The following is a 22597-nucleotide window of genomic DNA, read 5'->3' as shown; positions in this document are numbered from 1 at the left end:
CGGCGATGCCGTGCCGCGAGGCTCGAGCCCCGGCTCGACGGCACCGGGCCTGAGGGCCGACCCAGGCGCCTCAGCGCATCAGCAGCGAGGCCACCATCAGCCGCAGCGGGGCCTGGGCGCCCAGCAGGTGCTCCGGCTGCGGCGTCACCAGCGTGGCCGGCAGCCCGTGCCGTCGCCGCGCCTGCGAGGCCACCACCAGCCGGGCCGCCGGGATCGAGGGATCGAGCAGGGCGTCCAGCAGTCGGCGCTCGGCGACCGACAGGGCCTGCAGCGCGTGCGGGGCGGCCACCAGCACGGCGCGTGCCCCGTCCCGGGCGGCGACCCGGTCCTCGGGCGTCCAGGCGGTGACCCGCTCGCGATAGGCCGCGATCCCGAAGAGGTGGATGCGCAGCAGCTTCACGCCGACGGCCGTCCGGTGGGCGACCGGCAGCCCGGCGAACCACGGCCGCCGCACCAGGTCCATCACGGCGGCGAGGTCGTCGGCCACCGGGCGCACCGAGGTGGTGATCCGCTCCTGGGCGTCGTGGCCGATGACGTAGGCCGGCGCGTCCGCGGCATACCGCAGCCGGCGCCCGAGCGACCACAGCCGGGTGGAGAACGCCAGGTCCTCGCCGGTGGCGAAGCCCTCCGTCAGCCGGATCTCGTGCTCGCGCAGGGTCACCGTGCGCATCAGGCCCAGCGGTGCGGTGCGATAGGCGAGGCGGTCCCGGGCCAGGTCCAGGTCGCGCCCGCGCAGCGGCAGGGTCCGCACGGGCGGGGTGCGCAGGACGCCACCGGTGGAGTGGACGACCCGGGCGACGACGGCGTCGCTGCGGTGCTCGTCGGCGATGGCCCGCCAGGCCTCGACGGCTCCCGGCTCCACGGTGTCGTCGCTGCCCATGACCGCGACGTAGGTCGCCTCGCTGGCGTCCAGCCCGGCGTTGAAGGGGCCGCCCGGCGCGGGGATCCCGTCGACGTGGCTGATGACGCGGGTGCGGTCGCGGACGTGCTCGGGCAGCAGGTCGCGCACGGCGTCGACGTCCAGGCCGTGGCCGACGACGAGCGGGCGGATGCCCGGGCCGGCGCCCGCCAGCACGCTCGCGGCGGCCCGACCCACCGGCCGGTCGGTGCGGTGGACGGCGATGACGACGTCGACGGTGCTCGTGCTCACGGGCGCCATCCTTCCACCCTCCGCCCCGCCCACCCACTAGTGGCACGTGGTGGCGACACGCCGCGCGAATCTCGCCACGTGCCCCTGGTGGCGAACCGGGGAAGAGACGGCGGCGGGGGTATGCCGACGCCCGCCGGTCGGGCGACCGGCGGGCGTCAGGTGGGTCGGGGCAGACTCAGAAGGTGATCACGGTGCCGGTCCTGGCCGACTCGATCATCGCCTCCGCGACCTTCACCGTGGCCAGACCCTGCTGCATCGTCACGATGTCCGCGTCCTTGCCGAGGACGGCGTCGCGGAACTGCTCGTGCTCGGTGCGCAGCGGCTCGGGCTTGGCGAAGGCGAAGCGCACCATGTCACCCTCGGAGACGCCCCGGAAGCGGGAGACGTCGTCCCAGGTGGTCTGCACGGAGCCGTTGGCGTAGAACGTCAGGTCGGCGTGCAGGGTGTCGGCGACGAAGGCGCCCTTCTCACCGGTGATGACCGTGGTGCGCTCCTTGAGGGGCGACAGCCAGTTGACCAGGTGGGAGGTGATGGTGCCCTTGGAGAGCTGGCCGACGGCGGCGACCATGTCCTCGTGGGGCCGGCCCGAGCGCGTGGTGGTGCGGGCCGACACCGAGGTGTAGGTCTGCTGGGTGACCCACGCGGTCAGGTCGATGTCGTGCGTGCCGAGGTCCTTGACGACCCCCACGTCGGCGATCCGCCCCGGGAAGGGACCCTGGCGGCGGGTGGCCACCTGGTAGAGGTCACCCAGGTCGCCTGCCTCGATGCGGGCGCGAGCCTGCTGGAGGGCGGGGTTGTAGCGCTCGATGTGGCCGACGGCGCCGACGAGCCCGGCGTCCGCGAAGGCCTTGGCCAGGCGCTCGGAGGACGCGGTGTCGTGGGCGAGGGGCTTCTCGACCATGCAGTGCACGCCGGCGGCGGCGAGCGTGAGGCCGATCTCCTCGTGCAGCCCGGTGGGGGCGGCGACCATGACGTAGTCGAGCTTCTGCTCGATGAGCTCGTCGATGCTGGACAGGACCGGACGGCCGGCGGCGACGCCGTGCACGTCACCGGCAGGGTCGGCCACGGCGACGAGCTCGACGCCCTCGAGGGAGCCGAGGACGCGGGCGTGGTGGCGGCCCATCATGCCGAGGCCGATGAGGCCGGCGCGCAGGTCTGCCATCACGCACCAGCCTTGGCGAGGGTGTTGACCGCGGTGACGATGCGCTCGAGGTCATCCTGGCTGAGCGAGGGGTGGACCGGGAGGGACAGGCACTCGCGGGCGGCCTTCATGGTCTCCGGGAGCTGGGCGTCGTCGGTGGTGCCGGCGAAGGGCTTGAGCTGGTGGTTGGGCACGGGGTAGAACATGCCGGACCCGATGGCGTACTCCTCCTTGAGGGCCTTGGCCAGGCCGTCCCGGTCGTCGGCCACGCGAATCGTGTACTGGTGGTAGACGTGCACGGCGCCGTCGGCGACCGGCGGCGGGGTGACGCCCTCCAGGTGGGAGGACAGGAACGCGGCGTTCTCCTGGCGCTTGGCGGTCCAGGCGTCGACCTTGGTGAGCTGGACGCGGCCGATGGCGGCGTGGATGTCCGTCATCCGGTTGTTCAGGCCCACGACCTCGTTGTGGTACTGCTGCAGCATGCCCTGGTTGCGGTAGAGGCGGGCGCGGCGCTCGATCTCGGGGTCGGCGATGCTGATCATGCCGCCCTCGCCCGAGGTCATGTTCTTGGTGGGGTAGAGCGAGAACATGCCGAAGGTGCCGAAGGACCCGACGGGGGTGCCGTGCAGCGAGGCGCCGTGCGCCTGCGCGGCGTCCTCGAAGACCTGCAGGTCGTGCTTCGCGGCGATCTCGACGATCTGGTCCATCTTGGCCGGGTGGCCGTAGAGGTGGACGGGCATGATGCCGACGGTCTTGTCGGTGATGGCGGCCTCGATCGCCCGGGGCGACAGGCAGAAGTCGTCGGCGTCGATGTCCGCGAAGACCGGCGTCGCACCGGTCAGCGCGACCGAGTTGCAGGTCGCGGCGAAGGTGAACGACGGCACGAGGACCTCGTCGCCGGCCTTGACGCCCGCGGCGAGCATGCCGATGTGCTGGCCGGACGTGCCGGAGTTGACGGCGACGCAGGCGCGGCCGAGCGTGAAGTGCTCGGAGAACTCCTTCTCGAAGGCAGCGACCTCGGGGCCCTGGGCGATCATGCCGGAGCGCATGACGCGCGCCACGGCCTCGATCTCCTCCTCACCGATCAGCGGCTTTGCCGGGGGGATGAAATCAGCCATGTTCTCTTACTCCGTCTCGGTCGTGGCCGCAGAGGCCTCGGTGAGGGTCTCACCGTTCTGGATGTACTTCTCACCCGTCTGCGGACAGGTGAACTCGTCCTCGCCGGTCTGCTCCAGGGGGACCCCGGCCTTGCCGACCCAGCGCAGCCGCTTGGCAGGCACACCCGCGACCAGGGCGAAGTCGGGCACGTCCTTGACCACCACTGACCCGGCGGCCACCAGCGCCCAGCGGCCGATGGTGACGGGGGCGACGCAGACGCTGCGGGCGCCGATGGAGGCGCCCTGCTTGCAGGTCACCCCCACGGCCTCCCAGTCGTCGCCCCGCTTGAGGGTGCCGTCCGGGGAGATCGAGCGAGGGTAGTGGTCGTTGGTGAAGACGACGGCGGGGCCGACGAAGACGCCGTCCTCGAGGCGGGCGGGCTCGTAGACGAGGGCGTAGTTCTGCAGCTTGCAGTTGTCGCCCAGCTGCACGCCGGTGCCGACGTAGGCGCCGCGGCCGATGATGCAGCCGGTGCCCAGCACGGCGTCCTCGCGCACCTGGGCGAGGTGCCAGATGCTCGAGCCCTCGCCGATCTGCGCGTTGTCGGCGACGTCGGCGGAGTCGACGATGCGGACGTTGTCGCGAGTCATTCAGCTCTCCTTGGTCTCGGGGAGCCCGCCGACGTGCTCGGCGGTCCCCACGGTGAGGAGGCGGACGCCGTCGAAGCCCGCCTGGTCGAGGATCCTGCGGCCGTCGACGACGACCTTCACGCCCGGGAGGTCGCGCGCGCTCAGACCGGCATACTCCCGGTGGTCCGCCTGGACGACGGCCAGGTCGACCTGCTCGCCGAGGTGGTAGGGCGTCCAGCCGAAGCGCTCGATCTCCTCGTCGGAGTACATCGGGTCGTGCACGGCGACGACCGCACCCTGGCGGGTGAGCTCCTCGACGGTCCCGAAGATCCCCGAGAAGGCCGTCTCCTTGACCCCGCCGCGGTATGACGCGCCGAGGACGGCGACCTTGGTGCCCGCCAGCGATCCGCCGAGCGCTCCGGCGGCCAGACCCACGGTGTATGCCGGCATCGAGGCGTTCGCCTCCCGGGCCGCCCGCACGACGGTGGCGTCGGGGTCGTTCCACAGGTAGAGCCGTGGGTAGACCGGGATGCAGTGGCCGCCGACGGCGATGCCAGGCCGGTGGATGTGCGAGTAGGGCTGGGAGTTGGCGGCCTCGATGACCTGGTAGACGTCGATGCCGTGGGCGGCGGCGAACCGGCCGAACTGGTTGGCCAGCCCGATGTTGACGTCGCGGTAGGTCGTCTCGGCGAGCTTGGCCATCTCGGCGGCCTCGGCCGAGCCGAGGTCCCAGACGCCGTTGCCGCGCGGCAGGTCGGGGCGCTCGTCGAACTCCAGCACCTGCTCGTAGAACGCGGTGGCCCGGCGGGCGCCCTCGGCCGACAGCCCGCCGAGCAGCTTGGGGTACTTGCGCAGGTCGGCGAAGACGCGCCCGGTCAGGACCCGCTCGGGGGAGAACACGAGGTGGAAGTCCTGGCCCTCGACCAGCCCGGAGCCCTGCTCGAGGCGGGGCTTCCAGCGGGTGCGGGTGGTGCCGACGGGCAGCGTGGTCTCGTAGATCACGAGGGTCCGGCGGTCCTTGTCCAGGCCGCGGGCGATGTCGTCGGTGGCGGAGTCCATCCACCCGAAGTCGGGGCGGGCCTCCTCGTCGACGAACAGCGGGACGACGACCACCACGGCGTCCGACTCGCGGACGGCGGCGGCGGTGTCGGTGGAGGCGGTCAGCCGGCCGGCGGGAACCACCTCGGTGAGGTACTCCTGCAGGTGCGCCTCGCCGGGGAAGGGCTCGGTGCCCTCGTTGACGAGGTCGACGACCCGCTGGGACACGTCGGCGCCGATCACCTCGTGCCCCGACCTGGCGAACTGGACGGCGAGCGGCAGGCCGATCTTGCCGAGACCGACGACGGTGATCTTCACGAGACTCCTCGGGCGCGTGGCGGTGGTTCGCGTCGATCCTAGACGCACGCGTCCGGCGCGCCGGGGCACCCCGCCCCTGCGCGGCGGGGGAGCCGGCGGCTCGGCCCGGGTCCGGGGGGAGCGGTCAGTGCCCCATCAGCTCGTCCACCGCGGCGAGCACCCGGCCGCACGGGCCGTGCACGTCGGTCAGCGAGCGCACCTCCAGGGCGGTCCGCAGCGCGGTCTCCCGGTCCGCCTCCAGCTCGGGCAGCGCGACGAGCAGTCCGTCGACGGCGTGCAGCAGGCCGATCAGGTGCCGGGCCCGGTCGTCGGGATCGGCGTGCCGCACCAGCACGTCGGCGATGTGCGCACGGACCTCGTTCTCGTGGCTGGAGTCCACAGCGACCCAGGTGGTGCGCGGGACCATGGACCGCTGGGTCGGGGCCTCGCGACGCAGGACGCCCTTGGCCTCCAGGTCGCGGTGCAGCAGGGGATACAGCGACCGGCCGAGGATGGGCAGCACGTTGGTGAGCTTGCGTCCCTGCATCCCGCGGAAGCCCTCGAGCGCAGCGTCCAGCACCGGGTCGGGCTGGTGCTCGACCTCGTCGTCGATCACCAGGCGGCCGGACCGCACCGGCTCGCCCAGGGAGCCCGTCACGTGCTCGTGCTCGTCGACGACGCGGACCCGCTCCACCGCGCCGAGCTCGCTCAGCGCACCGCCGGCGACGGCGAGGTCGAGGACCCGCTCGGGGACCGCCATGAGGCCGGTCTCGTCGTCCGTGAGCAGGAGCAGGAGTTCCTCGGCGAGCTGCATGCTCCGACCGTAGACCCCTGCTCCTGCCCACGCAGCGGATCAGCGCCCGCTGCCACGCATCACCCGCCGGGTCAGCGGGGCTCGCTGCCCGCGATGAAGGCCTCCACGCGCGCGCGGCCCTCCTCGTCGGGGCGCTGCTCCGGGGGCGACTTCATCAGGTATGCCGCGGGGGACAGCAGCGGTCCGCCGATGCCACGGTCCTTGGCGATCTTGGCCGCCCGGATCGCGTCGATGATGATGCCGGCGGAGTTGGGCGAGTCCCAGACCTCTAGCTTGTACTCCAGGTTCAGCGGCACGTCGCCGAAGGCGCGCCCCTCCAGGCGGACGTAGGCCCACTTGCGGTCGTCGAGCCAGGCGACGTAGTCCGACGGGCCGATGTGCACGTTGCGGTCGTCGGTCTTGCCGGCGAGCGAGCCCGTCAGGTTGGACGTGACGGCCTGGGTCTTGGAGACCTTCTTGGACTCCAGGCGCTCGCGCTCGAGCATGTTCTTGAAGTCCATGTTGCCGCCGACGTTGAGCTGGTAGGTCCGGTCCAGGGTGACCCCACGGTCCTCGAACAGCTTGGCCATCACCCGGTGGGTGATGGTGGCGCCCACCTGGGACTTGATGTCGTCGCCGATGATCGGGACGCCGGCCTCGGTGAACTTCGCCGCCCACTCCGGGTCGCTGGCGATGAAGACGGGCAGGGCGTTGACGAAGGCCACGCCCGCGTCGATCGCGCACTGGGCGTAGAACTTGTCGGCCTCCTCCGAGCCCACCGGCAGGTAGGACACGAGCACGTCGACCTGGTTGTCCTTGAGGACCTGGACGACGTCGACCGGCTCGGCCGAGGACTCGTCGATGGTCATCCGGTAGTACTTGCCCAGCCCGTCCAGGGTGGGGCCGCGCTGCACCTCCACGCCGAGGGTCGGGACGTCGCAGATCCTGATCGTGTTGTTCTCCGAGGCGTTGATCGCCTCGGACAGGTCCTTGCCGACCTTCTTGTCGTCCACGTCGAAGGCCGCCACGAACTGCACGTCGCGCACGTGGTAGTCGCCGAACTGGACGTGCATCAGGCCCGGCACGGACTCCTGGGGGTCGGCGTCCTTGTAGTAGTGGACGCCCTGGATCAGGGACGTCGCACAGTTGCCGACGCCGACGACGGCGACGCGCACTGCTGGCATGGGAGTTCTCCTCGTCGAGAGTGACATGACAAAGGGCCACTTTGTCATGCTCGACCCGTGGGCGTCCACACCTGGGTGGAGGTGCGGTGCGCTGCGCAGATCGGGCGTCAGGCACGAGACGCCCAGGTTGGGTCGGCATACTGGACCGACCTGTGATCACGCCAGGTGCCCCCCGAAGGAGAGCTCGTGACCCCAGCCACCAGCGCCGACGGCGCCCCCATCCGCGGCGCGCGGCGCACCGACGGCCCCAGCGCGCGGCGTCGTCGCCCCCTGTGGGCCCGGCTCCTCGGGTGGCTCGTGCTGCTGGTCGTCCTGATCGGTCTGGCCGGGGTGGCGGCGTTCGGCTACCTCTACTCCGTCACCGAGATCCCGGAGGCCAATCCCGCCACCAAGGCGCAGATCTCCACGGTCTACTTCGCGGACGGCAAGACCGAGATGGGCCGTCTCTCCGGCGGCACCAACCGGGAGAACGTGCCGCTGAAGCGCATCCCCCTGCACGTGCAGCGCGCCTTCCTCGCGGCGGAGGACCGGTCGTTCTACAGCAACAACGGCATCTCCCCGAGCGGCATCGGGCGGGCCGTCAAGGTGGCGCTGCAGGGCGGTCAGACCCAGGGTGGTTCCACGATCACCCAGCAGTACGTCAAGAACACCTTCCTGACCCGCGACCAGACCATGCAGCGCAAGCTCAAGGAGCTGATCCTCTCGGTCAAGCTCGACCAGCAGCGGAGCAAGGACCAGATCCTGCAGGACTACCTCAACACCATCGACTTCGGTCGCGGCGCGAGCGGGGTCCAGGCCGCCTCCCGGGCGTACTTCGCCAAGGACGTCTCCCAGCTCGACCCCGCCGAGGGGGCGCTCCTGGCGTCGGTCATCAAGGGCCCGGCGCTCTACGACCCCTCCCGCTCGGCTAAGAACCTCGCCCGCAGCAAGGAGCGTGTCGCCTGGATCCTGGACGGCATGGCGCAGGAGGGCTGGCTGACCCCCGCGCAGCGGGCGGCCGCGACCTACCCCACGGTGATGCGGCGCAAGCCGATCGAGATCACCGGTGGCACCAGCGGCTACCTCGTGGACATGGTCACCAAGGAGCTCACCGGGCTGGCCGGGCTCGACGACGACCAGGTCAAGACCGGTGGGCTGCGGATCGTGACGACGATCGACAAGCGGCAGCAGGACGCCATGATCTCGGCGATCCACGAGTACGGCGCGTCCGAGGACATCCCCGGGGCGCAGACCGGCATGAGCGCGATCAAGCCCGGGACCGGTGAGATCCAGGCGCTGTACGGCGGGGAGGACTTCCGCAAGCGCCCCTTCAACAACGCCGTGGACGCCCACCTGTCCGCGGGGTCGACGTTCAAGGCCTACACCACCGTCGCGGCCCTGGAGTCGGGCTTCTCGACCCGGTCGCGCGTGTCCGGGTCCTCCCCCTACCAGTACGGCCCGGCCACGGAGGACAAGGTCGAGAACGAGTACAACCAGCAGTACGGCTTCATCGACATCCGCGCCGCGCTGGCGGACTCCGTGAACACCGCGTTCATCCGGATCAACGAGAAGATCGGGCCGGCCGCGACCAAGAAGGCCGCCCTCCAGGCCGGCATACCCGCCACCCCCGCGGTCGGGCTGCAGGACAACCTCACCAACACCCTCGGCACGGCGACCCCCTCGGTCCTGGACAACACCAACGGTTTCGCCACGATCGCCGCGCAGGGGCGCCGCGCCACGCCGCACCTGATCCGGACGGTCAAGAGCGTCGACGGCGAGGTGGACTACACCGCGTCCACCGAGTCCAAGCAGACGATCGACAAGGACATCGCCATCGACACGACCGAGGCGCTGACCCACCCGATCACCGAGGGCACGGCCGTCAAGGCGCAGCGCCTGCGCCGCCCGGCCGCGGGCAAGACCGGCACGGCCGAGGACCACAAGGAGGTGTGGTTCATCGGCTACACCCCCCAGCTCGCAGCGGGGTGCGCGATCTACAAGCCGCAGGCCGACGGCACCGGCAACGAGCCCCTCGGGCGCAACGTCGGCGGCTACAAGTACTGCGTGCCGATCTGGACGGCCTTCATGCGCGAGGCCCTCGACGGCCAGGACAGGGCGAGCTTCCCGGAGCGGGTCGGTGTCAACGACGACGGCCGCAAGAACTTCTCCACGTCCCCGCACCCCGGCGCGACGGGGGACGGGAACGCCCCAGGTCCTGAGGGGACCAGCACCCCCGCCGGCCCCGACGGCCCCGACGCCAGCACCGGCGACGGCGGGTGGACCGACGGCTCGACGCGTCCCACGGACCGCCCCTCGCCGTCCCGCCCCTCCGACGGGCCGACGCCGTGGCCGACCCGTACGCGACACGGCCGTCGCCCCACGGCGACGGCGACGGCGACGGGTCAGGACCCGCAGCCCGCCCCGCCCCAGCCTGCTCCGCCGGAGCCGGCTCCGCCCCAGCCCGGTCCGCCGGAGCCGGCTCCGCCCCAGCCCGGTCCGCCGGAGCCGGCTCCGCCCGCGCCGGATCCGGGGAAGCCGGTGGCGACGACCGCTCACGGCTGACGGCCCCTCCCGTCGCCCGAGCAGATGCGGGCATGATGGGCCCATGCAGCTGACCGACCCCACCCGCACCGTCGCTCCCACGCGCGAGGACCCGGTCGCCCGGGCCGCCAGCGAGTGGTTGGGCGGCCCCACGGGACGTCTCGCCGCGGTCGGTCGTCGCGGCCTGCGCCCTGCCCTGCTCGCGCTGACCGCGGCCGCCACCGTGGTGATGCTGCTGTCCACCCTCCTGCGGGGCCACTGCCTCACCCACGGATGGCGGGCAGGCGACCAGTTCTGGCACATGTGCTACTCCGACATCCCGGTCGTCTACCAGAGCAGCGGGCTCGCGGACGGCGGCTTCGCCTACGGGCAGGGCACCGGGGTCGGCCAGGCCGCCGGCACGGGCGTCGTCATGTGGCTGGTGTCCCTGCTCGCCCCCGGCGGCGACCAGGGCCGCACCCTGGCCGCGGCCCAGGCCTACACCGGGCTGTGGGCCGGGCTGCTGACGCTCCTGCTGGTCCTGCTCGTCGGCCTGCTCGTGCGGGCAACCCCGCGCACCCGGTGGAACGTCGCCCATCTGGCCCTCAGCCCCGTGGTGATCACCACGGCCCTGGTCAGCTTCGACCTGGTGGCGGTGACGCTGGCGATGGCCGGGCTGGTGGCGTGGAGCCGTCGTCGGGCCGTGGAGGCCGGCCTGCTGCTGGGGCTGGCGATCACCTGCCGCACCCCCGCGGTGCTCCTGCTGGTCGCCCTCGGCCTGGTGTGCCTGCGCGCGGGACGGATCGTGGACTGGTGCCTCACCGCCGGGGTCGCGCTGCTCACGGCCGTCGCCGTGATCGGGGGCGTCGTGGCGTACGCCGGCGGTCAGGCCCTCGACGTCTACACCCGCTGGGCCGCCGCGCAGCCGGGCTACGGCTCGATCTCCTACCTGCTCACCTCGCTCGGCGTCACGGTGCCGTCCGGCCTGGCCACCGGCCTCGCCGTGACCGGCTGGGTGGTCGCGGTGCTGCTGGCCGTCCTCCTCGCCCTCGGCGCGGCCCGCCGCCCTGGTGTCGCGGAGGTGGCCCTGCTGCTCCTCGTGGTCGTGGGCCTGACGGGTCGCTCGGTTCCGGTGCAGTGGTCCCTGTGGCTCGTCCCGCTCCTCGCCGTGATCGGCGTGACCTGGCGCGAGCACCTGGTGTGGGCGGGCGTCGAGGTCGCCTACTTCGTCGGCCTGTGGCTGCACATCGCGGCAGGTCAGGCTCCCGATCGGGGTCTGCCCGCGGGGTGGTTCGCCGTCCTGACGGTGGCGCGGCTCGCGACCTGGGTCTGGCTGGCCTGGCGGGTGACCCGCCGGGCGCGCGACGAGGTGCCGGACCGCGAGGCCACCGCCGCGACCCCGGAGCCCGGGTCCGGGCGTGCCACGCGGCTGGGCGGCCGGGTCGAGCGGGACCCGCTGGCCGGCGTCTGCGCGGGCGCGCCGGACCAGGTGCTGCTGCGGGTCGTGTAGCCTGGGAAGGCTTGCATCCTCCCCGTCCGTCGTGCGGCTTCCGCCGGTGGCGGACGTCCGGGCCGGGTGCCGGCATACATGCACACCCTCCTGCCACGGAGAGACCGTGGCCGCCGAGACCAGAGGAGGTGGGTTAACGCATGCGTCAGTACGAGCTGATGATCATTCTCGACCCCGCTCTCGAGGAGCGCACCATCCAGCCGTCGCTGGAGAAGTTCCTCACCGTCGTCACCAACGACAAGGGCACCGTCGACAACGTCGACCTGTGGGGCAAGCGCCGCATGGCCTACGAGATCAAGAAGAACGCCGAGGCCTACTACGCCGTCGTGAACTTCACGGCCGAGCCGGCCACGGCCAAGGAGCTGGACCGTCAGCTCTCGCTGAACGAGTCCATCCTGCGGACCAAGCTCATGCGCCCCGGCGCCTGAGTCGTCCCATCGCTCGATCACCCCTGACCCACACCTGACACCCGCGACGCACGGATCGAGGAGAGCACCATGGCCGGAGAGACCACGCTGACCATCGTCGGCAACCTGACCCAGGACCCCGAGCTGCGGTTCACCCCGTCCGGCGCGGCGGTCGCCAACTTCACCGTGGCCTCCACGCCGCGCACCTTCGACCGGCAGAGCAACGAGTTCAAGGACGGCGAGACGCTGTTCATGCGGTGCTCGGTCTGGCGCGAGGCCGCGGAGAACGTGGCCGAGTCGCTCCAGCGCGGCATGCGGGTCGTCGTCACCGGTCGACTCGTCTCCCGCTCGTGGGACGACAAGGAGACCGGTCAGAAGCGTTCGGTCATGGAGATGCAGGTCGACGAGGTCGGCCCTTCCCTGCGCTACGCCACCGCCAAGGTCACCAAGACCCAGCGAGGCAACGGCCAGGGCGGCGGCTTCGGCGGCCAGCAGGGCGGCGGTCCGGGGGGCCAGCAGGGTGGCGGCTGGGGCGGCAACGCCGGCCAGTCCGACGACCCCTGGTCGACCGGAGGCGGGCAGGGCGGTCGTGCCCCGGCCGCTCCGGCCCAGGGCGGGGCTCCCGCCCCGCAGGGTGGCGGGTGGGGCGGCGCGCCGTCCTACGACGAGCCCCCCTTCTGATCCCGCCCGATCGAGCATCGACCGACCAGGCGCGAGCCCGCGTCGGCATACCTCTTGAGCCGTGGCCCCAGGCCCGGCACCACCTCTCGTAGACCACGCAAGGAGAACCACAATGGCCAAGCCCGTTGTGCGCAAGCCCAAGAAGAAGGCGAACCCGCTCAAGGCCGCCAAGATCGAGAACATCGATTACAAGGACACCGCGCTGCTGCGCAAGTTCATCTCCGACCGCGGCAAGATCCGCGCTCGGCGCGTCACCGGTGTCTCCGTCCAGGAGCAGCGCCTCATCGCCAAGGCCGTCAAGAACGCCCGCGAGGTCGCCCTGCTGCCCTACTCGAGCTCTGCTCGCTGAGCCCAGGGAAGGGAACTGACATGAAGCTCATCCTCACCAACGAGGTGACCGGCCTCGGCACCCCCGGCGACATCGTCGAGGTCAAGGACGGCTACGCCCGCAACTACCTCATGCCCCGTGGCTTCGCGACGCCGTGGACCAAGGGTGGTCAGAAGCAGGTCGAGGCGATCCAGAAGGCCCGCGTCGCCCGCGAGCACAAGTCGATCGAGGAGGCCAAGGACGCCAAGCAGCGTCTCGAGGTCAAGGCCTACAAGGTGCCGGTGAAGTCCGGCGACGCCGGCCGTCTCTACGGCTCCGTCCACAGCGCCCAGATCGTCGACGCGATCGTGGCTGCGGGTGGCCCCAAGATCGACCGCCGCAAGCTGGAGGTCCAGGGCGCGATCCGCACCCTCGGCGCCTACACCGCGACCGTGCGCCTGCACCCCGAGGTGCTCGCCACCGTCAAGCTGGACGTCGTCGCGGCCAAGTAGGCCCCGGCGTCGATCGAGACCCGTCACCCTCCGGGGTGGCGGGTCTCGTCGCGTCTCGCCCCGGTCCGCCCCCACGCCTCGCCTCACCCAGGCCCCGGCTCCTCGTCTGCCGCCCTCTCGTGCGCACCCACCTGCCCCGCGTCTTTCTGCTGCGCGCCACCCCCGTGTCTCTTCTGCGCTCGCAGCTCGACGAATACACGTTCTCGGCCCCAGAACGCGCACCTTCTGAGCTGCGAGCGCAGTAGGGGTCGGCCGGACCGGGCGGGGCGGCGTGGGACGAGCGGGAGGAGAACGGTGCGGAGGAAGGCGGCGGTATGGCGGGTCCGCGGTATGGCGGGGGCGGCGGTATGGCGCAGCGAGGGGCCGGCGTCGCGCGGTGCGGGTTCAGGGGTTGCGCAGGGTGTTGTCCACGACGTACTGGTCCCCGCGGTAGGCGTGGTCTCCGTACTCGATGGGCGTGCCGTCGGGGGCGTAGGACTGCCACAGCACCGTCAGGACGGCGTCGGCGCGGGTGAGCTGCAGCTGGCGGCGTTCGGTGAGGGTGGCCATGCGCGCGCCGAGGCGCTGGCGGGCGAGGTCGGCGACGACGCCGCGCCTCGCGAGCAGCTCGTAGAGCCCGTGCTCGGCCAGCTCGGCGCTGGTGAGCGTGGCGAACTGCGGCGGCAGCCAGGAGCGGAGCACGACGAGGGGTCGGCCGTCGGACCAGCGCACCCGCTCGAGATAGACCAGGGACGTGCGGGGGTCGAGGCCGAGCGCGGTGGCGGCGACCGTGTTGCGGCGGGCGGGCACCAGGCGGATCACCTGGGTCGTCGGGCGGCGGCCGGTGCGGTCGAGCGCGTCATACAAGGGCGTGAGGTCGTCGCGCTGGTGCACCACCGGGCAGGCCACGCGGGTGCCGATGCCGCGGTGGCGGACGAGCAGCCCGTCGGCGACCAGCTGGGCGATGGCCTTGCGGACGGTCGGGCGGGAGACCTGCAGGCGGGCGGCGAGGGACAGCTCGTTCTCGAAGGGGTCGCCCGGCTGGAGGACGCCCCGGTCGATGGCGGCGCGCAGCTGAGCGGCCAGCTGGTCGTAGAGCGGTGTCGACGACGAGCGGTCGAGAGTCAGGTCGGCCAGGGCACCCACACAGGCAGGTTAGTGCCGATGGGAGGTGGCGGAGTGTCATCGCGGCCGGTCCTGGGTGACAATGCTGGTGTTTGTCACCTCCCAGACCTCAGAAGGACCTCATGAGACGCCGTCCTGCCCTCGTCGTCGCCGCGGCCGCCGCGGCGCTCAGCCTGGCTGCCTGCTCCGCCACCGGGGGCCGCCAGGCCGTCGAGCAGGCCGCGGCCGCCGGCGGCAAGCCCGCCAAGACCATGACGGTCACCCTGATCACCCACTCCGCGCCCGGCGACGACTTCTGGGACCTGGTCCGCAAGGGCGCCGACGACGCGGCGGACAAGGACGGCATCACGCTCGAGTACCAGGCGAGCCCGGACGGCGCCGAGCAGGCCAACCTGGTCCAGGCCGCCATCGACAAGAAGGTCGACGGCATCGCGGTGACCCTGTCCAAGCCGGACCAGATGGGCCCGGCGGTCACGAAGGCCGTCGCGGCCGGCATCCCGGTCACGGCGCTCAACGGTGGCGTCGATGCGTGGAAGCAGCTGGGCGTCAAGGGATTCTTCGGCCAGGAGGACCGTGTCGCGGGCCAGGCCACGGGCGAGCGGCTCAAGGGCCTGGGCGCCAAGAAGGTCCTGTGCATCCTGCACGAGCAGGGCAACGTGGGAAACGACGCGCGGTGCGCGGGCGTCAAGGCGGCTCTGCCCGCGACGGAGACGTTGTACGTCAACGGCGCCGACACCGCCGACGTCCAGTCCAAGCTGACCGGCAAGCTGCAGCAGGACAAGGCGATCGACTGGGTGCTCGGGCTCAAGGCGTCGGTCGCGCTGACGGGCGTGCAGTCGGTCAAGGAGGCCGGGTCGGCCGCCAAGATCGCGACCTTCGACACCAACGCCGAGCTGATCAAGGCGATCAAGGCCGGTGACGTGCAGTTCGCCGTCGACCAGCAGCCTTACCTGCAGGGCTACCTCGCGGTGGACGCGCTGTGGCTCTACAAGACCAACGGCAACGACGTCGGTGGTGGGCAGGCGACGTTGACCGGCCCGGCCTTCGTCGACAGGACCAACGCCGCCGCCATCGAGAAGTACGCCGCCGCGGGGAAGCGCTGATGTCGCCCGCCACCGCCGGCACCGCCGCGGCCCAGCCCACCGCCGACCTGACGCCCACCGGCGCCGCACCCCAGGCCCCGGAGCTCGAGGTGGACGACCGCACCACCCGGCCCTCCCTCGCCACCCGCCTGCTCGTGCGCCCCGAGATCGGCTCGCTGATCGGCGGGCTCGCGCTGCTCGTCCTCTTCCTCGCGATCGCGCCCGGCTTCCGCAACGTCAGCAACGTCGGGACGATCCTCTACAGCGCCTCGATCATCGGGATGATGGCCGTGCCCGTCGCCCTGCTGATGATCGGCGGCGAGTTCGACCTGTCCGCGGGGGTGCTCGTGACCACGGCAGGCCTGGCGGCGGCGCTGCTGGGGTGGTACCTCAACCTCCACGTGTGGGTGGCGGTGCTGGTCGCCCTGCTCGTCACCCTGGCGATCGGCCTGGTCAACGGGCTGCTGCTGACCCGCACCAGGCTGCCGAGCTTCCTCACCACGCTGGCGACCTTCTTCGTGCTGCAGGGCGTCAATCTGGGCATGACGCGCGAGATCTCGGGCAACGTCGCGTCCCGCTCGATCGCCGACATGGAGGGCTGGGACTCCGCCAAGGCGGTCTTCGCGGCGGAGACGACCGTGCACCTGGGCGGCGCCGCGATCAACCTTAAGGTCACGCTGCTCTACTGGCTGCTGCTGACCGCGGTGGGCGCCTGGCTGCTGCTGCGGACCCGGCAGGGCAACTGGATCCTGGCGGTCGGCGGCGACGACGGCGCCGCCCGCGCGTCGGGCGTGCCGGTGCGCCGCACCAAGGTCGCGCTCTACCTCTTCGTGGCCTTCGGGGCCTGGCTGTCCGGGATGCACCTGCTGTTCGGCTACGGCGTGGTCCAGTCCGGCGAGGGCGTGGGCAAGGAGTTCATCTACATCGTCGCTGCGGTCATCGGCGGCTGCCTGCTGACGGGTGGCTACGGCTCGGTCGTGGGTGCCTCGGTGGGCGCCCTGATCTACGGCATGGCCCAGCTCGGCATCAACTACGCCGGCTGGAACCCGGACTGGTTCAAGACCTTCCTCGGCGTGATGCTGCTCGCCGCGACGCTGGTCAACGTCTGGATGAAGCGGAAGGCGGAGCGTCGATGAGCACGGTCCAGCAGGAGCGCGACCACGTCGCGGTGACCTCGCAGGCCCCGATCCTCGAGCTCGACGAGGTCGGCAAGTCGTACGGACACGTCGAGGCGCTGCGGGGGGTCTGCCTGACGGCGCGGGCCGGCGAGGTCACCTGTGTCCTCGGCGACAACGGCGCCGGCAAGTCCACGCTGATCAAGGTCATGGCAGGGCTGCACGAGCACACCTCGGGCGTGCTCCGGGTCGAGGGCGACCCGGTGCGCTTCACGTCCCCGCGGCAGGCGCAGGCGGCAGGCATCGCCACCGTCTACCAGGACCTCGCCCTGGCTCCGCTCATGGCCGTATGGCGGAACTTCTTCCTCGGCAACGAGATCACGCGTAAGCCCTTCGGGCGGCTGGCGATCGAGGAGATGAAGGCCAGGGCCGACGCGTCGCTGCGGGAGCTCGGCGTCGTCATACCGGACCTGGAGACACCGGTCGGGGCGCTGTCGGGCGGGCAGCGGCAGTGCGTGGCGATCGCCCGCGCGATCCACTTCGGCGCCAAGGTGCTGATCCTGGACGAGCCGACGGCCGCGCTGGGCGTCAAGCAGTCAGGTGTGGTGCTGCGCTACATCGCCAAGGCCCGCGACGCCGGGATCGCCGTCGTCTTCATCACCCACAACCCCAACCACGCCATGCTCGTGGGTGACCACTTCGTGGTGCTCAAGCTGGGCCGGGTCTGCCTCGACCGGGCCAAGGCCGACCTGACGCTGGACGAGCTCACCCACGAGATGGCGGGCGGCGGCGAGCTGGACGCCCTCGCGCACGAGCTGCGGCGCTGACGCCGGCAGACGACCGCATCGACGCAACTGGACCGGCTCCGGGCTCTCGACCGCCCGGAGCCGGTGCGCGCTCCTAGCCTGGGCAGATCATCCCCTCGACGAGGAGTGCACCGATGTCGCTGCCGCTGCCGTCCCCCGACCGTCTCCACCCCCTCGACGGGCCCATCGTGCGCTGGGGGATCCTCGGCACCGGCTGGGCCGCCGACCGCTTCCTCGGGTCGGTCCTGAGCCACACCAACCACCAGGTCGCGGCGATCGGCTCGCGCGACCTCGCCCGCTCCACCGAGCTCGCCGCGCGCCACGGTGGCCGACCCTGCGGGTCCTACGAGGAGCTCGTGGCGCAGGACGACGTGGACGTGGTCTACGTCGCCACGCGCCACCCGCACCACGTGGACCACGCGCTGCTGGCGATCGAGGCGGGCAGGCACGTGCTCGTGGAGATGCCGATGGCCGTCGACGCGGCGGGTGCCCGGCAGATCGTGACCGCCGCGCGGGCGCGAGGCGTCTTCTGCGCCGAGGCGATGTGGTCGATGTTCCTGCCGAAGTTCTCGGTGCTGCGCACGGTGCTGGACGAGGGCCTGCTCGGCGACATCCACCTGCTGTCGGCCGATCTGGGGGAGTACTTCGACGACGACCACCGGATCAACGACCCCGCCGCGGCGGGCGGGGCGATGATGGACCTGGGCACCTACCTCGTGGCCTTCGCGACCTGGGTGCTCGGCCGCCCCACCGAGATCCACGCGCAGGGCGTGCGCGGCCCGTCCGGCGTGATGGCGCAGACCGTGATGGAGCTGCGCCACGGCGACACCACCCAGTCCGCGCTCAAGGCGACCTCGCTGGTGCGCACCCCGACCCTCGCGTCGATCAGCGGCAGCACCGGGTTCGCGACGCTGGAGGGGCCCTTCTACAAGCCCGGCCCGCTCACCGTCCGCACCCGCGACGGCCAGGTGCTGCGCCACGAGGAGACCCCGATCGCGCACGCCGCGTTGTTCTACGAGGCGCTGGAGGTGGCGCGCTGCCTGGACGCCGGACTGCTCGAGACCCCGATCCGGCCGCTCGACGCGACGATCCTCACCCTGGAGGTCATGGACGAGGTGCGGGCGCTCACGGGTGACGCCCTGGTCGGAGCCCGCTGAGCCCCAGGCGCCACGGCTAGCCTGAGCCCATGGCGGACAGGCACTTCGACCTCATCATCATCGGCACCGGCTCGGGCAACTCGCTGCTGACCCCCGAGCTCGAGGGGCGCGACGTGGCGATCCTCGAGCGGGGGGCCTTCGGCGGGACCTGCCTCAACGTCGGGTGCATCCCGACCAAGATGTTCGCCTACCCCGCGGACGTGGTGACCGAGGCCGCAGACCTGCAGCGGCTCGGGATCTCGTATGCCGATCCCCAGGTCCGCTGGCAGGAGATCCGCGACCGGGTCTTCGGCCGCATCGACCCGATCGCCCGCGGCGGCGAGGACTACCGCCGGCAGGACCCGCACGTGACGGTCTTCAGCGGGAGCGCACGGTTCACGGCGCCCACCGAGATCGACACGGGCACCGGAGCCACGATCACGGCCGACCAGATCGTGATCGCCGCGGGCGCCCGCCCCACGATGCTGCCCGTCGACGGGCTGCGCGAGGCCGACCCCGACGCCGGGATCCACACCTCGGACACGGTGATGCGGATGCCGCAGCTGCCCCGGCGGATGGCCGTCGTCGGCGGGGGCTACATCGCCTGCGAGTTCGCCCACGTCTTCGACGCCCTCGGGGTCGACGTGGTGTGGCTGCAGCGCTCCGACCTGCTCCTGCGCACGCAGGACGAGCTGGTCTCGCGGGTGGTGACCGACGCCGCGGCCGACCGCTTCGACCTGCGGCTCGAGACCGAGGTGACGGCGGCGACGCGACAGGACGACGGCTGGCACCTCGCGCTGTCGACCGGCAGCGAGGTCGTCGTCGACGCCGTGCTCGTCGCGGTCGGACGCACCCGCAACGGCGACCAGCTCGGCCTGGCCGAGGTCGGCTACCGCATGGCGGGCGAGCGGCTGTGGGTCGACGAGCACCAGCGCACCTCGGTCGAGGGGGTGTGGGCGCTCGGGGACGTCTGCTCGCCATACCAGCTCAAGCACGTCGCCAACCACGAGGCCCGCGTCGTCGCCCACAACCTCGCGCACCCGGACGACCTGCGCAGCACCGATCACCGGTTCGTGCCGGCGGCGGTCTTCGGGCACCCGCAGGTGGCGTCGGTGGGTGCGACCGAGCGCGAGCTGCGCGAGGCCGGCCGGGACCACGTCGTCACGGTGCAGCGGTATGGCGACACGGCGTACGGGTGGGCGATGGAGGACCAGACCGGCGTGTGCAAGCTGCTCGCCGACCCGCAGACCAAGCAGCTGCTCGGGGCGCACCTGGTCGGGCACCAGGCCAGCCTGCTCGTCCAGCCGCTCGTCCAGGCCATGTCGCTCGGCACGACGGTGCCGCAGGTGGCGCGAGGGCAGTACTGGACCCACCCGGCGCTCGTCGAGGTCGTCGAGAACGCCCTGCTGGGCCTCGAGCTGTGATGGGCCTCGGTCTGGCGGCCGCGCTCGCGGGGATGCTGCTCTATGCCCTGGCCTCCGTCTCCCAGGGGCTCGCCGCGTCGCGGGCCGAGGGCTCCGCGGTGCTGCGGCACCCCGCCTATCTCGTCGGCCTGGGCTGCGACGGTCTCGCCTGGGTGGCCTCGCTGGTCGCGCTGACCCGGATGCCGCTGTTCGCCGTGCAGTCCCTGCTCGCCGGATCCCTCGCGGTCACGGTGCTGCTCGCCCGCGTGGTGCTGCACGCACGCACCTCCGGCCGTGACTGGGTGGCCATCGGGGTCGTCTCGCTCGGGCTGGTGCTGGTGGCGCTGTCGTCCGGCGCCGAGTCCGACGCCGGTGTGCCGCAGGGCTATCCGACCGCCGTGACCGCCCTGGCGGTCGCGGCGGTGGTGGCGCTCGCGGCGCTGTGGCGACGCGGTCCCGCGCTGGTGCTCGGCGGCCTGGCCGGAGTGGGCTTCTCGGGGCTGGCGCTCGCGGCGCGGGCGGTGCACGTCGGGTCCGGCGGGCCGCTCGACATGGTCCGTGAGGTGGCGCTGCAGCCGGCGGCGTGGGCGCTGCTGGCCTCCGGCGCCGTGGGGGCGGTGGCCTACGCGCGGGCCCTGGAGCGCGGGTCGCTCGGGCCGGTGACCGCCGTGATGTGGGTGGTCGAGGTGCTGCTGCCGGGCGTCATCGGGGTGCTCGTCCTGGGCGACCTGGTGCGGCCGGGGTGGGGGTTCGCGGCCCTGGCGGGTGTCGCGGTGGCGGTGGCCGGGTGCGTGGTGCTGGCGTTCAGCCCGGCGGCCGAGGCGGCGGGCGGCTGAGGCGGTGCCGCGGCCGCGGCCTCCCTCGCCTGCGCCGGCTCAGCGGGTGCCGGTCACCAGCCAGGCGTCGCTGCGGGCGCGCAGGTGTAGGGCCACCCCGCGCAGCGCCATGAACGTCGCAAAGCCGGCCCACAGCCAGGTCATCGCCAGCTCGGGTGTCTCTCCCGTCGCCAGGTGGCGCACGCCCAGCACGATCGGGACGTATGCCGTCAGCAGGCCCACCTGGGCCCCGGCGAGCCAGCGGCTGTCGCCCGCCCCGATGAGCACCCCGTCGAGCACGAAGACCCACCCCGAGATCGGCTGCGAGAGGGCGACGACGACCAGGCCCGCGGCCAGCGCCTGCCGGGTCGCCCGGTCCGGGGTGAACAGCGCGGGCAGCACGGTGTGCGTCACGAGCAGCGCTGCGCCCAGGACGATCCCGGCCACCACGCCCCAGCGCACCATCAGCGTGGTGGCGGCGCGGGTGCCCGCGGTGTCGCCCGCGCCGAGCGCCTTGCCGGTCAGCGCCTGCGCCGCGATCGCCAGCGCGTCGAGGGCGAAGGTGAGGAAGCTCCACACCGTCGCGCTCACCTGGTAGGCCCCGAGCGGCACGTCCCCCAGACCCGCGGCCGCCCAGGTCGTGAGCAGCAGCACCGCCCGCAGCGCGAGGGTGCGGACCAGCAGCGGTATGCCGTCGCGCGCGGCCCGCAGGACCCGTGCCGGGTGCGGGCGCAAGGGGGCGTGGAGTCGGCGGGCGGCGCGCCCCACGACCAGGAGCAGCGCGACCGCCATACCCCACTGGCTGACGACCGTGCCCAGCGCCGAGCCGCCGATGCCCAGGTGCAGTCCGTGGACGAGGAGGACGTTCAGGGCGAGGTTGCCCGTGAAACCAGCCACGCTGACGACCAGCGGCGTGCGGGTGTCCTGGACCCCGCGCAGGATGCCCGTCGTGGCCAGGGCCACCAGCATCGCGGGCAGCCCGAGCGCGCTCAGCCGCAGATAGGTCGCCCCCTGGTCGAGCGCGGCGGCGCTCGCCCCGAAGACCGTGAGGATCGGGCGGGCCGCGCCGGCGACCAGGACCGCGGTGACCAGGCCGAGACCGCTCGCCAGCCAGACCCCGTCCAGCCCGGTGGCGACGGCGCCGCGCTCGTCGCCCGCGCCCACGTGCCGGGCGACCACGCTGGTCGTGCCGTACGCGAGGAAGACGAACACGTTGGCGGCGGTCAGCAGGGCGGCGCTCGCCACCCCGAGGCCGGCGAGCGGAGCGGTGCCGAGGTGGCCCACGATCGCGCTGTCGGCCAGCAGGAAGAGCGGCTCGGCGACGAGGGCGAGGAAGGCCGGGACCGCCAGTCGGAGGATCTCGCGGGCCGGGGAGGCCTCCGGCGGTGGGGGTGGCGACGGGCTCTGGCCGGGGCCCGGGCGGGACTGCTCGCAGGGGTCCGTGGTCACCACCGCAGGATAGGGGGCCGTGCTCACGCAGGGTGTGGGTGAACGGCGGGTGGACGGGTCGTTGACCGCAGGAGGTTGTCCACAGCGACGGGGCCGTCGGGGCGCGAGGTGTGGACAGGGGCGCGCCGGGGCCGATTACTCATTCGTAAAGTGACCGAGCATTGACGGAGCGCAACGGTATGTCGGGTATGTGCAGCTGGCGGTCCGAGAGGGCGTCCCCCTTGTCCACATTGTCCCGCGTGTCGTCCCGGAGGGGGCCATCCCCAGGAGTCAGTGTCCATGCACAGGGCGTGTGCCGCTTTTGTGCAGATCAGAGCGGGTGTGGGGCATTCTGCGAACCCAGAAGTCACAGGTTGTCCACAACCCTGTCCACCGCGTCACCCCCAGGGGCCAGCGCGTTGTCCACACGTTGTCCACAGGCTGTGCTCGCCCGCGGGTCGT

21 protein-coding genes are annotated in these 22597 nt (G+C 72.3%); 12 read left to right on the top strand and 9 right to left on the bottom strand.

The window, feature by feature from the left end; genetic code table 11:
- Positions 1-70: 70 nt before the first annotated feature.
- The 7 genes from ACK2IS_RS15395 to ACK2IS_RS15365 form a co-directional block, all read right to left on the bottom strand.
- The gene (locus tag ACK2IS_RS15395; protein ID WP_409484165.1) at positions 71-1150 is read right to left on the bottom strand and encodes a glycosyltransferase; all 1080 of its coding nucleotides are present in this window, start codon (positions 1148-1150) and stop codon (positions 71-73) included.
- Between the two features lie 175 nt (positions 1151-1325).
- A complete protein-coding gene (locus tag ACK2IS_RS15390) occupies positions 1326-2312 on the bottom strand; it encodes a Gfo/Idh/MocA family protein (RefSeq protein WP_409484164.1) in 987 nt (328 codons plus the stop codon).
- A complete protein-coding gene (locus ACK2IS_RS15385) occupies positions 2312-3409 on the bottom strand; it encodes a DegT/DnrJ/EryC1/StrS family aminotransferase (protein WP_409484163.1) in 1098 nt (365 codons plus the stop codon). The genes ACK2IS_RS15390 and ACK2IS_RS15385 overlap by 1 nt, the downstream gene beginning before the upstream one ends.
- A gap of 6 nt (positions 3410-3415) precedes the next feature.
- Positions 3416-4039, bottom strand: coding sequence for an acyltransferase (locus ACK2IS_RS15380; RefSeq protein WP_409484162.1), 624 nt, complete (start codon positions 4037-4039; stop codon positions 3416-3418).
- The gene (locus ACK2IS_RS15375) at positions 4040-5374 is read right to left on the bottom strand and encodes a nucleotide sugar dehydrogenase (protein WP_409484161.1); all 1335 of its coding nucleotides are present in this window, start codon (positions 5372-5374) and stop codon (positions 4040-4042) included.
- A 124-nt stretch (positions 5375-5498) separates the two neighbouring features.
- Complete coding sequence (locus ACK2IS_RS15370) at positions 5499-6167, bottom strand: GOLPH3/VPS74 family protein (protein WP_409484160.1); 669 nt, start codon at positions 6165-6167, stop codon at positions 5499-5501.
- 71 nt (positions 6168-6238) lie between these two features.
- Positions 6239-7330 (bottom strand): inositol-3-phosphate synthase, encoded by a 1092-nt coding sequence (locus ACK2IS_RS15365; RefSeq protein ID WP_409484159.1) that lies wholly within the window; start codon positions 7328-7330, stop codon positions 6239-6241.
- A 186-nt stretch (positions 7331-7516) separates the two neighbouring features.
- Between ACK2IS_RS15365 and ACK2IS_RS15360 the strand changes: the two genes are divergently transcribed.
- The 6 genes from ACK2IS_RS15360 to rplI all read left to right on the top strand — a co-directional run bounded on the left by ACK2IS_RS15360 (position 7517) and on the right by rplI (position 13246).
- Positions 7517-9871 carry a transglycosylase domain-containing protein gene (locus ACK2IS_RS15360; protein WP_409484158.1) on the top strand — a complete coding sequence of 785 codons (2355 nt, stop codon included), beginning with the start codon at positions 7517-7519 and terminating at the stop codon, positions 9869-9871.
- A 43-nt stretch (positions 9872-9914) separates the two neighbouring features.
- On the top strand, positions 9915-11339 hold the full coding sequence (locus ACK2IS_RS15355) for a hypothetical protein (RefSeq protein WP_409484157.1): 1425 nt from the start codon (positions 9915-9917) through the stop codon (positions 11337-11339).
- A 140-nt stretch (positions 11340-11479) separates the two neighbouring features.
- Positions 11480-11767 (top strand): 30S ribosomal protein S6, encoded by a 288-nt coding sequence (gene rpsF / locus ACK2IS_RS15350; RefSeq protein ID WP_409484156.1) that lies wholly within the window; start codon positions 11480-11482, stop codon positions 11765-11767.
- A 69-nt stretch (positions 11768-11836) separates the two neighbouring features.
- Positions 11837-12427: a single-stranded DNA-binding protein gene (locus ACK2IS_RS15345; protein WP_409484155.1), complete on the top strand. Its 591-nt coding sequence runs from the start codon at positions 11837-11839 to the stop codon at positions 12425-12427.
- Positions 12428-12539: 112 nt separating this feature from the next.
- Entirely contained in the window at positions 12540-12776 is a 237-nt protein-coding gene (gene rpsR, locus ACK2IS_RS15340; RefSeq protein ID WP_288799179.1) for a 30S ribosomal protein S18, read from the top strand.
- A gap of 20 nt (positions 12777-12796) precedes the next feature.
- Positions 12797-13246 carry a 50S ribosomal protein L9 gene (gene rplI, locus ACK2IS_RS15335; RefSeq protein WP_409484154.1) on the top strand — a complete coding sequence of 150 codons (450 nt, stop codon included), beginning with the start codon at positions 12797-12799 and terminating at the stop codon, positions 13244-13246.
- 384 nt (positions 13247-13630) lie between these two features.
- Here the strand turns inward: rplI and ACK2IS_RS15330 are convergent, their stop codons facing one another.
- Positions 13631-14371: a GntR family transcriptional regulator gene (locus ACK2IS_RS15330; protein WP_409484153.1), complete on the bottom strand. Its 741-nt coding sequence runs from the start codon at positions 14369-14371 to the stop codon at positions 13631-13633.
- A gap of 101 nt (positions 14372-14472) precedes the next feature.
- On the opposite strand from ACK2IS_RS15330, the gene ACK2IS_RS15325 reads away from it, so the two are divergent.
- The 6 genes from ACK2IS_RS15325 to ACK2IS_RS15300 all read left to right on the top strand — a co-directional run bounded on the left by ACK2IS_RS15325 (position 14473) and on the right by ACK2IS_RS15300 (position 20728).
- A complete protein-coding gene (locus ACK2IS_RS15325; protein WP_409484152.1) occupies positions 14473-15453 on the top strand; it encodes a substrate-binding domain-containing protein in 981 nt (326 codons plus the stop codon).
- Positions 15453-16568 (top strand): ABC transporter permease, encoded by a 1116-nt coding sequence (locus tag ACK2IS_RS15320; protein WP_409484151.1) that lies wholly within the window; start codon positions 15453-15455, stop codon positions 16566-16568. The genes ACK2IS_RS15325 and ACK2IS_RS15320 overlap by 1 nt, the downstream gene beginning before the upstream one ends.
- Positions 16565-17374 carry an ATP-binding cassette domain-containing protein gene (locus ACK2IS_RS15315; protein WP_409484150.1) on the top strand — a complete coding sequence of 270 codons (810 nt, stop codon included), beginning with the start codon at positions 16565-16567 and terminating at the stop codon, positions 17372-17374. The genes ACK2IS_RS15320 and ACK2IS_RS15315 overlap by 4 nt, the downstream gene beginning before the upstream one ends.
- A 113-nt stretch (positions 17375-17487) precedes the next feature.
- Positions 17488-18510, top strand: coding sequence for a Gfo/Idh/MocA family protein (locus ACK2IS_RS15310; protein ID WP_409484149.1), 1023 nt, complete (start codon positions 17488-17490; stop codon positions 18508-18510).
- 29 nt (positions 18511-18539) lie between these two features.
- Positions 18540-19913: a mycothione reductase gene (locus ACK2IS_RS15305; protein ID WP_409484148.1), complete on the top strand. Its 1374-nt coding sequence runs from the start codon at positions 18540-18542 to the stop codon at positions 19911-19913.
- Positions 19913-20728, top strand: coding sequence for a hypothetical protein (locus ACK2IS_RS15300; RefSeq protein WP_409484147.1), 816 nt, complete (start codon positions 19913-19915; stop codon positions 20726-20728). The genes ACK2IS_RS15305 and ACK2IS_RS15300 overlap by 1 nt, the downstream gene beginning before the upstream one ends.
- A 39-nt stretch (positions 20729-20767) precedes the next feature.
- Here ACK2IS_RS15300 and ACK2IS_RS15295 read toward each other — a convergent pair whose 3' ends face one another.
- Positions 20768-22066 (bottom strand): MATE family efflux transporter, encoded by a 1299-nt coding sequence (locus tag ACK2IS_RS15295; RefSeq protein WP_409485687.1) that lies wholly within the window; start codon positions 22064-22066, stop codon positions 20768-20770.
- Positions 22067-22597: the final 531 nt, after the last annotated feature.

Source organism: Arsenicicoccus dermatophilus, from assembly GCF_046267915.1.
Classification (GTDB): Bacteria; Actinomycetota; Actinomycetes; order Actinomycetales; family Dermatophilaceae; genus Arsenicicoccus; species Arsenicicoccus dermatophilus_A.
Note: the sequence above shows the minus strand (reverse complement) of the source record. Positions and strands in the feature narration are given on the sequence as shown.